The sequence below is a fragment of the Bacillus sp. BACIII genome, assembly GCF_057836745.1.
The window spans coordinates 1415155-1428444 of record NZ_CM174437.1 but is presented as its reverse complement, the minus strand read 5'-3'; the positions used below and the strand labels follow the sequence as shown (position 1 = coordinate 1428444).

At 48.3% G+C, this 13290-nt stretch carries 12 protein-coding genes; 11 read left to right on the top strand and 1 reads right to left on the bottom strand.

The features are described 5' to 3' along the window. Positions 1-97: 97 nt before the first annotated feature. From cobA to ACXN9U_RS06770, 3 genes are read left to right on the top strand one after another with little or no spacing between them, the layout of a single operon-like run. Positions 98-871, top strand: coding sequence for a uroporphyrinogen-III C-methyltransferase (cobA, locus tag ACXN9U_RS06780; protein WP_016936173.1), 774 nt, complete (start codon positions 98-100; stop codon positions 869-871). Continuing rightward, a complete protein-coding gene (locus ACXN9U_RS06775; RefSeq protein WP_489202352.1) occupies positions 872-1657 on the top strand; it encodes a sirohydrochlorin chelatase in 786 nt (261 codons plus the stop codon). Further along, the gene (locus ACXN9U_RS06770; protein WP_060962823.1) at positions 1638-2126 is read left to right on the top strand and encodes a precorrin-2 dehydrogenase/sirohydrochlorin ferrochelatase family protein; all 489 of its coding nucleotides are present in this window, start codon (positions 1638-1640) and stop codon (positions 2124-2126) included. Before ACXN9U_RS06775 ends, ACXN9U_RS06770 begins: the two co-directional genes overlap by 20 nt. A gap of 308 nt (positions 2127-2434) precedes the next feature. On the opposite strand, the gene ACXN9U_RS06765 is transcribed toward ACXN9U_RS06770, so the two are convergent. Continuing rightward, positions 2435-4141 carry an Rqc2 family fibronectin-binding protein gene (locus ACXN9U_RS06765; RefSeq protein ID WP_060965041.1) on the bottom strand — a complete coding sequence of 569 codons (1707 nt, stop codon included), beginning with the start codon at positions 4139-4141 and terminating at the stop codon, positions 2435-2437. 119 nt (positions 4142-4260) lie between these two features. On the opposite strand from ACXN9U_RS06765, the gene ACXN9U_RS06760 reads away from it, so the two are divergent. The 8 genes from ACXN9U_RS06760 (at position 4261) to def (ending at position 13289) form a co-directional block, all read left to right on the top strand. Next, positions 4261-6933 (top strand): calcium-translocating P-type ATPase, SERCA-type, encoded by a 2673-nt coding sequence (locus tag ACXN9U_RS06760; protein ID WP_060962821.1) that lies wholly within the window; start codon positions 4261-4263, stop codon positions 6931-6933. Between the two features lie 81 nt (positions 6934-7014). Beyond that, the gene (locus ACXN9U_RS06755; RefSeq protein WP_060965040.1) at positions 7015-7890 is read left to right on the top strand and encodes a YicC/YloC family endoribonuclease; all 876 of its coding nucleotides are present in this window, start codon (positions 7015-7017) and stop codon (positions 7888-7890) included. 76 nt (positions 7891-7966) lie between these two features. Further along, complete coding sequence (remA, locus tag ACXN9U_RS06750; protein WP_003154355.1) at positions 7967-8236, top strand: extracellular matrix/biofilm regulator RemA; 270 nt, start codon at positions 7967-7969, stop codon at positions 8234-8236. Between the two features lie 7 nt (positions 8237-8243). After that, positions 8244-8858, top strand: coding sequence for a guanylate kinase (gene gmk, locus ACXN9U_RS06745; RefSeq protein WP_016936166.1), 615 nt, complete (start codon positions 8244-8246; stop codon positions 8856-8858). A gap of 3 nt (positions 8859-8861) precedes the next feature. Beyond that, entirely contained in the window at positions 8862-9065 is a 204-nt protein-coding gene (gene rpoZ, locus ACXN9U_RS06740) for a DNA-directed RNA polymerase subunit omega (protein ID WP_003154346.1), read from the top strand. A gap of 89 nt (positions 9066-9154) precedes the next feature. After that, on the top strand, positions 9155-10375 hold the full coding sequence (gene coaBC, locus ACXN9U_RS06735; RefSeq protein WP_060962820.1) for a bifunctional phosphopantothenoylcysteine decarboxylase/phosphopantothenate--cysteine ligase CoaBC: 1221 nt from the start codon (positions 9155-9157) through the stop codon (positions 10373-10375). Then, on the top strand, positions 10372-12783 hold the full coding sequence (priA, locus tag ACXN9U_RS06730) for a primosomal protein N' (RefSeq protein ID WP_060962819.1): 2412 nt from the start codon (positions 10372-10374) through the stop codon (positions 12781-12783). The genes coaBC and priA overlap by 4 nt, the downstream gene beginning before the upstream one ends. Positions 12784-12806: 23 nt before the next feature. Next, the gene (gene def / locus ACXN9U_RS06725) at positions 12807-13289 is read left to right on the top strand and encodes a peptide deformylase (RefSeq protein ID WP_047475069.1); all 483 of its coding nucleotides are present in this window, start codon (positions 12807-12809) and stop codon (positions 13287-13289) included. Position 13290 lies beyond the last annotated feature (1 nt).

The window sequence follows — 13290 nt, the reverse complement described above, 5'->3', positions numbered from 1 at the left end:
CAGATACTCCCCCTAATGGCGGGATATGGTAAAATAGCTGAGGTGCGGCCTCGCGGCTGTTCTGTGAAGATGTCAAAACGGATCGGGGAGACATGCTATGGGGAAAGTATTTATCGTTGGAGCCGGTCCGGGAGATCCGGACTTATTAACGGTCAAGGCAATGAAAGCCATACAGAAAGCGGACGTTATACTATATGACAGATTGGTAAACAAAGAGATTTTACAGTATGCAAGAGAAGAAGCGGATCTGATTTACTGCGGAAAGCTCCCGGATTTTCATATTATGAAGCAGGATACGATCAACCGTTTCCTTGTGAAGTATGCGAAAAAGGGAAAAACCGTGGTCAGGCTCAAGGGGGGCGACCCGTTTGTGTTCGGCCGCGGGGGCGAAGAAGCGGAGGCTCTCGCGCAAAACGCCATTCCGTTTGAGATCGTTCCCGGCATTACATCGGGAATCGCGGCAGCTGCTTACGCCGGCATCCCCGTGACGCACAGGGAGGCGAGCTCCAATGTCGCATTTGTTACAGGGCATTATAAACAAGAAGACGACTTTGAAGAAAAATGGAAAGCACTGGCGACGGGTATTGATACGCTGGTGATTTATATGGGGATTAAAAATATCCGGCAGATTGAAAGAATGCTGCTGGAAAACGGCAGAGACGGCGGCACCCCGGCGGCCTTTATTCATTGGGGAACGACGGACAGGCAAAAAACAGTCGTCTGCACCGTCAGCACGCTTTCAGACACAGTGATAAAAGAAGAAATCAAAAACCCGAGCTTAATCGTCATCGGTGATGTCGTTAATTATCACTGCAAGCTGGATTGGTTTGAATCTGAATTGAAAAATCCGGATCTGAGCGAGGCGTTGTAAATGAAGCAGGCGATTTTATACATCGGGCACGGAAGCCGGCTGAAAAAAGCGCAGGCAGAATCGGCGGCGTTTTTAAAAGGGTGCATGCCGCACGCTGACGCTCCCATTCAGGAAATCTGTTTTTTAGAACTGCAGGAACCGTCTATTGAAGCGGGCTTTGAAGCATGTGTCAAACAAGGCGCCACTCATATTGCGGCTGTGCCGCTGCTGCTCTTGACCGCCGCCCACGCAAAACATGACATTCCGGCTGAAATCGCCCGTGCAGCGGCCCGGCATCCCGATATAAAAGTAACATACGGTGTCCCGATCGGAGTGGATGATGAAGTCGTCAAAGCGGTGCATCATCGCATTGAGGACACCGGAGTGCCGATTGAGCAGGCGAAAGTGGTGCTGATCGGCAGAGGAAGCACAGATCCGGCAGTTAAAAATGCCGTCAGTGAGATTGCGGGAAAACTGGAGGCGATCACACCTGTTAAAGAAGTCATCCCTTGTTTTTTAACAGCCTGTGATCCCCACTATAAAGAAGTGTTTACAGGTCTTGAAGAAGATGACGGCGCACCCGTTTTTATCGTCCCGTATCTTCTGTTTACAGGGCTTTTAATGACTGAAATTCAACGGGAAGTCCAAAAGCTTCAGACGGTCAATCGCAATGTGCATCTCGCTTCATACTTAGGTTTTCACCCGCATATTAAGCAGGCGTTTTTGAACCGTGTGACGGAAGCTGTTCGAAACCCCGGCGGGCAGTTTGATTTTAAGGGGGGACAGTATGCTGCCTCTTCACATTAATCTCAGCGGAAAAAGAATTGTCATTGCGGGCGGGGGCAATGTTGCCTTAAGAAGGCTCAAAACAGTGCTTCCGGAAGGCGCGGATATTACTGTAATCAGCCCCGATGCCCTGCCGGAAATTAAACAGCTTGCGGATGAAGGATGCATCCGCTGGATTGCCCGGAAAATTGAAATGAAGGATCTCACGCCTGCTTTTTTCATTATTGCCGCGACAAATGACCGAGGTGTGAATCAGAAGATAGCTGCAAGCGCTTCTGAAACGCAGCTGGTCAACTGTGTAAGCAACGCTGAACAGGGCAGTGTGTATATGCCGAAGATCATCCGCAAAGGACGCATTGAAGTATCAGTATCAACAAGCGGCGCAAGCCCGGTACATACGAAAAGACTGGCTGAAAACATTGAGCCCTTGATTACTGATGATTTGGCTGAAGAAGTGGATCGATTGTTTGAGAAAAGAAGAAGACTATAAAAACTATACCTTGTCTGTCATCAGGCAGGGTATTTTTTATGCTTTCCTGACTGCCTTGCTGCTTTCGAGACGAGGAGAAATGATTCAAAAAACGGAAGCGGTTTGCTTATGTGAACGCTGACACGGGAGTCACCGCCGCCCTCATACAAAGGAACAAGCCGATCAGAGAAGGCAGACATGACGGGAAACCGTTCACATCCTGTAAAGATCAGTTCTGACAGCTGAGAGAGTGTCTCCATTTATGTTCAGAAATCAGGAAATAAAAAAAACACCACCAAGCTGAGTGCGGTATCAGCTTGATGGTGCGTTTATTTTTTCAGCCGTATGACAAGATCGGCATCAGGTGTGACAAATACGGTATGCTGGCTGTCATAGGTGACGAAGCCGGGCTTTGCGCCGTTTGGCTTTTTCACATGTCTGATTTTTGTATAATCAACCGGTACGGAGCCGGAATCTTTCGCCTTGGAAAAATAAGCGGCAATTGCAGCTGCTTCCAATATGGATTGTTCATCCGGATCGCTGCTTTTAATCACAACGTGGGAACCCGGAATGTCTTTCGTGTGGAACCATACATCATCCCTTGCGGCGGCTTTTGTCGTTAAGTACTCATTTTGTTTATTGTTTTTGCCGACAAGGATCGTCAATCCCTGCGAAGATTCATATTGCTCTAAAACAGGAACGTGCTGTTTCTGTTTTTTCTGTCCTCTTTGCTGTTTCGGACGCAGATATTTGCCTTCGACAAGCTCCTCCCTTATTTCGTGAATATCCTTTGTGGAAGCGGAGGAAAGCTGCTGGATCAGCTGATCGAAATAAGCGATTTCCTCCTCGGCCAGGCGGATCTGTTCTTTTACAACCTCAACGGAATTCTTCGCTTTTTGATATTTTGTAAAATACATCTGCGCGTTTTCGGACGGTGTTTTGTTCGGATTTAAAGGGATGGTCACCGTCGGACTCTCTTCATCATAGTAATTGATGACGTTTGCTTCTTTGTCGCCTTTTTTCAGCATATACAAATTCGCCGTCAGCAGCTCGCCGTATAGCTGGAATTCTTTCGCATTCTCTGAGTAGTCCAGCGTCTTTTCCAGTTTTTTGATTTTATTGGCGTTCTTTTTCCGTTCATTTGCGACAAACCGCTCAAGATCCTGGGCCTGCTGTTTGACGCGGTCGCGCTCTGCTTTGCCGAAATAAAACCGGTCTAACAGTTCACTCAGTGAGTGAAAGGTTCGCTCTTCTCCGTTTACATGCGTGAGAGACAGGAGATAAAAGTATTCTTTTCCGCCTGCTGTCGTGATGTTCGGTGTGAACCTGCAGTCCTTCACGCTGCGGAACATCTCTGTCAGCGTCTTCGGCAGCGTTATTTTGTTAGCAAGGCCCGCTCTGTGAACGGCTTCTTTTGCAAACAGCGGAGAAACTCCGGAGAAATGTCTGACGATCTGCTGGTCAAGCCGTCCTTCCTGAAAACTGAGATGACGCAAAATGTCCTCTTCATCCGCAGCGAGCGGCGAAATTTTTTCCTGAGCGGGAGGGAGTTTGTAATCATAGCCCGGCAGAACGGTCCGGTAGCTGTTCATCGACGGAGATAAATGCTTCAGTCCGTCAATGATGGCACCTTCTCCGTCAGTGAGAATAATGTTGCTGTGGCGCCCCATAATTTCAACATACAGTGTTCTGACGGTTTCGTCGCCGATTTCATTTCTGCTTTTTATGCGGAATATCATAATCCTGTCTAATCCGGCCTGTTCTATTTTCTCAATAAAGCCGCCTTCTATATGCTTTCTGAGCAGCATACAAAACATCGGGGGCTCGCTCGGATTTTCATAGGCCTGGTTTGTCACGTGCACCCGTGAATAGCTCGGATGGGCCGATAATAATAATTTATGGTTTTTTCCGTTAGCGCGGATATGGAATATCACATCGTGCTTAAAAGGCTGGTGGACTCTCGTAATCCGGCCTCCGGCGATCCGGCTGTTTAATTCATGTGTCATTCCGTATGTAAACATGCCATCAAAAGACATATAAAACACCCTTTCCTTCTTCCTGCATTCGATAATTATAGCATGAAAAGGGACGAGTCAGAATAAGCTTGTTTACAGAGTGACATCTCTAAAGCGAGGCAGGGGAGTGGACGAGAAGAATGAAGTTTCATGAAATGGGTCAAACCGATTTGCTGAAAGCAACAAATACGTCCATTAAACAGGGATTGACCGAAAAAGAGGTGAAAAAACGCCTTGAAAAGCACGGACCGAACGAGCTTCAGGAGGGCAAGAGGACACCGGCGATCGTCGTGTTTTTCGCCCAATTTAAAGATTTTATGGTGCTCGTGCTGCTTGTGGCAACCTTAATTTCCGGGTTTTTAGGCGAATATGTAGATGCCGTGGCGATTATGGCGATTGTATTTGTCAATGGGGTGCTCGGTTTTTTTCAGGAGAGACGGGCGGAGAAGTCATTAAATGCATTAAAAGAGCTGTCAACGCCGTATGTGTCAGCATTGCGGGACGGGAGCTGGAAGAAAATTCAGTCCAAGGAGCTCGTTCCCGGCGATATCGTGAAATTTTCAAGCGGCGACCGGATCGGCGCGGATGTGCGGATCGTTGAAGCGAAGAGCCTTGAAATCGAAGAATCGGCGCTGACCGGGGAATCGATCCCGGTTGTCAAACAAGCTGATAAGCTGAGAAAGCCGGATGTTTCTTTAGGCGATATCAACAATATGGCGTTTATGGGGACGATCGTAACGCGCGGCAGCGGTGTCGGCGTCGTCGTCGGTACAGGAATGAATACGGCAATGGGGAAAATCGCCGATATGCTGGAATCCGCCGGCAACCTTTCAACACCGCTGCAGCGAAGACTAGAAGAGCTCGGCAAAATTTTAATTATCGTCGCGCTGCTTTTGACGGTATTGGTCGTTGCAGTCGGCGTCTTACAGGGACATGAGCTTTACAGCATGTTTTTGGCCGGGGTGTCATTGGCCGTCGCCGCGATTCCGGAAGGGCTTCCCGCCATTGTTACGGTGGCATTATCAATCGGCGTTCAGCGCATGATCAAACAAAAATCAATTGTCAGAAAGCTCCCGGCAGTTGAAACATTGGGCTGCGCCTCTGTCATTTGTTCTGATAAAACCGGCACGCTGACACAAAACAAAATGACCGTCACCCATATGTGGTCAGGGGGAAAAACATTTAAAGTGTCAGGTATCGGCTATGAGCCGGCGGGAGTTTTTACGCGCGATGAGCGGGAAATCAAGCCGAAAGATGAGAAGATGCTTGAACAGATGCTGGTTTTCGGCGCATTATGCAATACGTCCGAAATTGAACTGAAAGACGGCCATTATGTGCTTGACGGCGATCCGACAGAAGGAGCGCTACTGACGGCCGCGAGAAAAGGCGGCTATTCAAACGACTGGCTCAGTGAACAATACCGTGTTGTTGCCGAGTTTCCGTTTGACTCCGTCCGCAAAATGATGACCGTCATCGCCGAAGATAAGGAAAAAAAGCGGTTCGTCATCACCAAAGGAGCGCCTGATGTGCTGATTGACCGCTCGTCACATATGATGCACGGCGGCAGAAGTGCGCCATTTTCAGAAGAAAAGAAAGCTGAGACAGAAGCGGTCTTGAAAGAACTGGCGTCGCAAGCCCTCCGGACGATCGCGATTGCTTATAAACCGTTAAATCCGGGTGAAAAGCCGACAATGGAGCAGGCGGAAAAGAACCTGACGATACTCGGCCTGTCCGGCATGATTGATCCGCCCCGTCCGGAGGTCAGACAGGCCATTAAAGAATGCCGTGAAGCAGGCATTAAAACGGTGATGATTACCGGTGATCACGTCGAAACGGCAAAGGCGATCGCGAAAGATTTGCGGCTTCTTCCGAAAAAAGGGCGTGTGATGGACGGAAAAACGCTGAATAAGCTTTCTGAAAAAGAGCTTACGGAGACGGTCGATGATATTTACGTATTCGCACGCGTATCACCTGAACATAAATTGAAAATTGTCAAAGCGTTTCAGGAAAACGGACACGTCGTCGCCATGACAGGAGACGGAGTAAATGACGCCCCGGCCATAAAGCAGGCTGATATCGGCGTTGCTATGGGCGTGACGGGAACGGATGTGGCAAAGGAAGCGTCCTCTCTCATTCTGGTCGATGATAACTTCGCTACGATTAAATCAGCCATAAAAGAGGGGAGAAATATCTATGAAAATATAAGAAAATTCGTCCGGTATTTACTCGCCTCCAATGTCGGTGAGATTTTAGTCATGCTGTTTGCGATGCTTCTCGCTCTGCCGCTGCCGCTCGTTCCGATTCAGATATTGTGGGTGAACTTAGTCACTGACGGGCTGCCGGCTATGGCGCTCGGTATGGATCAGCCGGAAGATGACCTGATGAGGCGGAAGCCGCGGCATCCGAAAGAAGGGGTATTTGCGAGAAAACTGGGCTGGAAAGTCGTCTCAAGAGGATTTTTAATCGGAGCCGCAACCATTTTAGCGTTTATCGTCGTGTATCACCGCAATCCTGAAAATCTGCCGTATGCACAGACCGTCGCATTCGCGACTCTTGTTCTGGCTCAGCTTATACACGTATTTGACTGCCGGAGCGAAACGTCTGTTTTCTCCCGCAATCCGTTTGAAAATATCTATCTGCTAGGCGCCATCGTTTCTTCTGTTTTCCTGATGGTCATCGTCATCTATTATCCGCCGCTGCAGCCTATTTTCAAAACTGTGCCGATTACGCCGGGCGATTGGATGCTGATTCTCGGCATGTCGGGCATACCTACTTTTTTGCTGGCGGGTTCACTTTTGACAAGAAAAAAATAATTCCATATGATATAATCTTAGGGGTAATAGCATGTCTATTGCCCTTTTATTTTGATAACGGGAAAGAATTGGGTGTTTCATATGATACGGAGTATGACAGGCTTCGGCAGCGCAAGCAGCACAAAAGGCGATCTCTCGGCAACCGTTGAGTTGAAATCCGTCAATTACCGGTTCAAAGAAGTGAACGCCCGTCTGCCAAGGCCTTTGCTATATGTAGAGGATAAGCTGAAACAAATCATATTGCAGCATATACAGCGCGGAAGAGTAGAACTGTTTCTTACTGTAAACAGTGACGCGCTCATAAAAAGAAGCCTGAAAATCGATTGGGAGCTCCTTGATGAATATGTGAGCGCCGCCCGCGTCATGAAAGACCGCTACAGCCTGGCCGCTGAACCCGACGCAATGGATTTCTTTGCTTTTGAACACATTGCACAGATTCATGAAGAGCAGATGCGTGATGACAAGCTTGAAGAAGTCATCAGGGAGGCTGCTGAGCTGGCGGTAAAGGAACTTTGTGACATGAGGGAAAAAGAAGGCCGGCTTTTGGCGGAAGACTGCTTTCTGCACATTGAGCGGCTTGAGACGCTGTCCGAACGGGTGAAAGACCGCGCTTCGGCCGTTGTTACCCATTACCGCGAGCGTCTTTACACCCGAATGAAGGAATGGACGGAGGACGCGATTGACGAAAGCAGGCTGATTACGGAATGCGCCATTTTCGCCGACCGTTCTGATATAACGGAAGAAATTACCAGATTAAAGAGCCATTTTGTTCAATTCCGTGATATATTAAAAGAAGGCGGTGCAGTCGGCCGCAAACTTGATTTCCTCGTTCAGGAACTTAACCGCGAAGCGAACACGATCGGCTCAAAAGCCAATGATCATCAAATCACAAAGCTTGTCGTGGAAATGAAAAGTTCTATTGAAAAATTGAAGGAACAAGTGCAAAATATAGAATAGCGACTGTGCGTATTGTTTACAGACGGTCTCTTCAGGTTACACTAGAGACGTCTATTTTACAGGGGGAACGTAGAAGATGACGATTAAACTGATTAATATCGGATTTGGCAATATCATCTCCGCCAATCGGATGATTTCGATTGTCAGCCCGGAGTCTGCGCCAATAAAGCGAATGATCCAGGATGCAAGAGACCGCGGAATGCTAATAGACGCTACATACGGACGAAGAACCCGTGCAGTTGTCGTCATGGATAGTGATCACATTATCCTATCTGCCGTCCAGCCTGAGACAGTTGCACACAGACTTTCTGTGAAAGAAGAAATTATGGATGAAGGGCAGGGGTAATTGCCGCATGAAAGAAAGAGGGTTATTAATCGTTCTCTCAGGTCCCTCCGGAGTTGGAAAAGGAACGGTTCGGCAAGCAATATTTTCACAAGAAGACACAAAATTTGAATACTCAATTTCAGTCACGACGAGAAACCCGAGAGAGGGAGAAGTCGACGGCGTCGATTATTTCTTTAAATCAAGAGATGAATTCGAACGCATGATTGAAAACAACAAACTGCTTGAATGGGCAGAATATGTCGGCAACTATTACGGAACGCCCGTTGATTATGTCGAACAGACGCTTCAAGAAGGAAAAGACGTCTTCTTAGAGATTGAAGTGCAGGGCGCGCTCCAAGTGCGGAATGCATTTCCGGAAGGCCTGTTTATCTTCTTAGCGCCGCCGAGTCTTTCTGAGCTGAAAAACAGAATCGTGACAAGAGGGACAGAAACAGACGATTTAATTGAAAACAGAATGAAGGCCGCCAAAGCTGAAATCGAAATGATGGACGCGTATGATTATGTCGTGGAAAACGACAATATCCAAACGGCTTGTGATAAAATTAACGCAATTGTTCTCGCCGAGCACTTAAAGCGTGAACGCGTTGCTCCGAGATATAAGAAAATGCTGGAGGTAGAATAACTTATGTTAGATCCGTCAATTGACTCTTTAATGAATAAATTAGATTCTAAATATACGCTGGTGACTGTGTCTGCAAGACGCGCGCGTGAAATGCAGATCAAAAAAGACCAGCAGATTGAACATACCATTTCTCACAAATATGTAGGCAAAGCTTTAGAAGAAATTGACGCGGGCCTGCTTTCGTTTGAAAGAGAAGACAGCGAATAACAAGCACACGTAGCAACCTATCTCTACATAGGTTGTTATTTTTTTCCGTTTGGGATTTGTCCAATGCTTTCATAAAGGAGAGAGACTTCATGAAAAACCGAAACATTCTGCTATGCGTAAGCGGAGGGATTGCTGTTTATAAAGCTTCCGCGCTCACGAGCAAGCTGGTTCAGGCCGGGGCGAACGTAAAAGTGATTATGACTGAGTCTGCGCGTGAGTTTGTTTCTCCGCTGACATTTCAGGCGCTGAGCCGGAATGAAGTGTATACAAATACTTTTAAAGAACAAAATCCGAAGGTGATTTCTCATATTGACGCCGCTGACTGGGCGGATTTAATTATTGTCGCGCCCGCTACGGCAAATGTCATCGGCAAGCTTGCCAACGGAATTGCTGACGATATGCTCACAACGACGGTGCTGGCGGCGGAGGCTCCTGTCTGGGTGGCGCCTGCGATGAATGTCCATATGTATGATCATCCGGCGGTGAAACGGAACATTTCCGTGCTTTATCAGGACGGCGTCCGCTTTATTGAGCCGAGTGAAGGCTATTTGGCATGCGGATATGTCGGCAAAGGAAGATTAGAAGAGCCGGAGCTTATTGTTGAGCGTGTCAGAGAGCACTTTAAGGAGCCTGAAGACGATGCGCCGCTGAAAGGAAAACATATTGTCATTACGGCAGGTCCGACGCGCGAAGCCGTGGACCCCGTCCGCTTTTTCACAAATAAATCCACCGGCAAAATGGGCTATGCCGCTGCCGAAGCTGCCGTCCGGCTGGGTGCGCGGGTGACGCTGATTTCAGGTCCGGTGTCAATAGAACCTCCTGAGGGGCTGTATCAGTTCCTTCCCGTGCAATCGGCAGCAGATATGAGAGAAGCCGTGCTATCTGTGTTTGATTCATGTGACATCGTCATTAAGACGGCGGCCGTGGCCGATTTTACGCCGGCGGCTGTTTCTGAACATAAAATGAAGAAGAAAGACGGTTCACTCGTGATCGAATTCAACCGTACGGCAGACATCCTGAAAGAACTCGGCGAACGGAAAACACACCAGCTTCTGATCGGCTTCGCGGCTGAAACGCAAGACATCGAACGTTATGCGCGCAGAAAACTTGAACAGAAAAACCTTGATATGATCGTGGCGAATGACGTGAAAGCGGAAGGAGCCGGGTTTGGCACAGATACGAATCTCGTCACCTTCTATTTCCGGGACGGAAGAAAGCGGGAGCTTGCGCTTATGTCTAAACTTGACGTTTCCTTTGAAATGCTGAAGGAAATGATCTCTTTGAAAGATGAGGACCGAAAACCCGTATGAATGTAGCTGAAGTCATTGTTGATGTAAGCTCCAAAAACATTGACAGACCCTTTGATTACAAAATCCCCGATCATTTAAAGGGAATGATCGAAGTCGGTATGCGGGTGATTGTCCCGTTCGGCCCGCGCAAGCTTCAAGGGTTTGTGACCGGTTTGAAAGATTCGTCTGAATTAAACGGCGGGTCAATGAAGGAAGTCGAGAAGCTGCTGGATTTGACGCCCGTTCTGACTGAAGAACTGATGCAGCTGTCTTCATGGCTTTCTGACAAAACACTGTCGTTTAAAATCACGGCGCTTCAGGCCATGCTGCCGGCAGCGCTGAAGGCGAAGTACGAAAAAGAGCTGAAAGTCGTTGACGAAGAAGCGCTGACACCGGACATCAGACAGCTTTTCAGAAATCAGAAAAGTCTTCTGTACTCGGATATTACCGATGAACGGCTTCTTTCGTCACTTCAAAAATTCGTGCGCAAAGGAAGCATTGATGTCACGTATAAGGTCGCCCAGAAAACGAATAAAAAAATGATCCGCATGATCGAGGCGGGGGCAGACAGAGAGGAACTCGCCCGGCACGCAGATTCATTGACAAAGCAGGCTGCTAAACAGCTCGCCGTCCTTACTTATTTTATCGGCGGGGGAGAAAAGATTTCCGCGGCTGAGCTTTGCAAAAAGACCGATTCCAGTTCAGCGACGCTGAAAACGCTTCTCAAAAAGGGGCTTCTTACGGAAAGTTTTGAGGAGGTTTACCGCGATCCTTATCAGGACAGAATGTTCAAAAAAACAGAGCCGCTTGCCCTTACTGAAGAGCAGCAGGCCGCTTTTGAGCCGATTAAACAAGCCGTAGCCGATCATGTTCATCACGTCTTTCTGCTTCACGGCGTAACAGGAAGCGGCAAAACAGAAATTTACCTGCAGTCCATTGAAAAGGTGCTGGCAAAAGGAAAAGAAGCCATCGTGCTCGTTCCGGAAATCTCATTGACGCCGCAAATGGTGAACCGATTTAAAGGCCGTTTCGGCTCTCAGGTTGCGGTCATGCACAGCGGTTTATCCACAGGTGAAAAATACGATGAATGGCGGAAGATTCAGCGCAAGGAAGTCCGGCTTGTCGTCGGAGCCAGGTCGGCCATCTTTGCCCCGTTTGAGAATCTCGGCATGATCATTATTGATGAAGAGCATGAATCTTCTTATAAGCAGGAGGAAATGCCGCGGTATCATGCAAAGGACGTAGCCATCCGCCGGGCCGAGCATCACAGCTGTCCGGTCGTCCTCGGGAGCGCCACGCCGACATTGGAGTCATTTGCGCGGGCGAAAAAAGGCGTTTATGAGCTGCTTCCGTTAAAACACCGCGTAAATCGCCAGCTCATGCCGGATGTTTCTCTCGTTGATATGAGAGAAGAGCTGAGAAACGGCAACAGGTCGATGTTTTCAAGAGAGCTGATGGAACAGCTGGAAGAGAAGCTTGCGAAAAAAGAGCAGGCTGTTCTCTTTCTGAATAAACGGGGGTATTCTTCGTTTGTCATGTGCCGGGACTGCGGTTATGTACCGCAATGTCCGCATTGCGACATTTCAATGACTTATCACCGCTACGGGCAAAGGCTGAAATGCCACTACTGCGGTCATGAGGAGTCTGTTCCGGGAACATGTCCGGAATGCGGCAGTGAACATATCCGCTTTTTCGGCACGGGAACGCAGCGTGTGGAGGAAGAGCTTACCAAAGTACTGCCTCAGGCGCGCGTCATCAGGATGGATGTGGACACGACTTCAAGAAAAGGCGCCCACGAAAAGCTATTGTCCGCGTTCGGTGAAGGAAAAGCGGATATTCTGCTCGGCACGCAAATGATCGCAAAAGGGCTTGATTTTCCGAACGTGACTCTCGTCGGAGTATTAAGCGCGGATACGACGCTTCACATCCCTGATTTCAGGGCGGCTGAGAAGACATTTCAGCTGTTGACCCAAGTAAGCGGACGGGCCGGGCGGCATGAAAAGCCGGGAACGGTGGTCATTCAAACGTATACACCGTCTCATTACAGCATTCAGCTGACGAAATCGCATGACTATGAAACTTTCTTTCAGCAGGAGATGGCGCACAGGCGGGCTCAGTCATATCCGCCTTATTATTACGTGGCGCTGGTGACCGTTTCTCATGAAGAAGCGGCAAAAGCCGCGGTCACCGCAGAAAAGATTACAAACTATTTAAGAGCGGGGTGCGGGCCCGACACGAAAATTCTAGGGCCGGCGGCTTCCCCGATTGCCAGGATCAAAGATAGATATCGCTATCAATGCGTGATAAAATACAGACAGGAAAACGAGTTGCAGATTCAGTTAAAAAAAATACTGGAGCACTATAAACGCGACATTGCGCAAAAGCATGTGATGATTTCAATCGATATGAATCCGTACATGCTGATGTAACATTAGTTTTGGAGGGCAAAATTTTGGCTGTGAAAAAAATCGTCACACACCCCGCGGAAGTTCTGGAAACACCCGCTGAAGAAGTGACAGTGTTTGATAAAAAATTAAAAAAACTGCTTGATGATATGTACGATACGATGCTTGAAATGGATGGCGTCGGCCTCGCCGCGCCGCAAATCGGCATTTTAAAAAGAGCGGCCGTCGTTGATATCGGTGAAGAAAGCGGCCGGATCGACCTTGTGAATCCGGTTATTCTTGAAAAGAGCGGTGAGCAGACCGGAGTTGAAGGCTGCTTAAGCTTTCCCGGGGTTTACGGCGACGTCACCCGCCCGGATTACGTAAAGGTAAAAGCTTACGACCGTAAAGGAAAACCGTTTGTTTTAGAAGCGGAAGGCTTTTTGGCCAGAGCCGTCCAGCATGAAATGGATCATTTAGACGGCATTTTATTCACGTCAAAAATCACGGCTTACTACACTGAAGAACAACTGGCAGAAATGGAAGGATGAT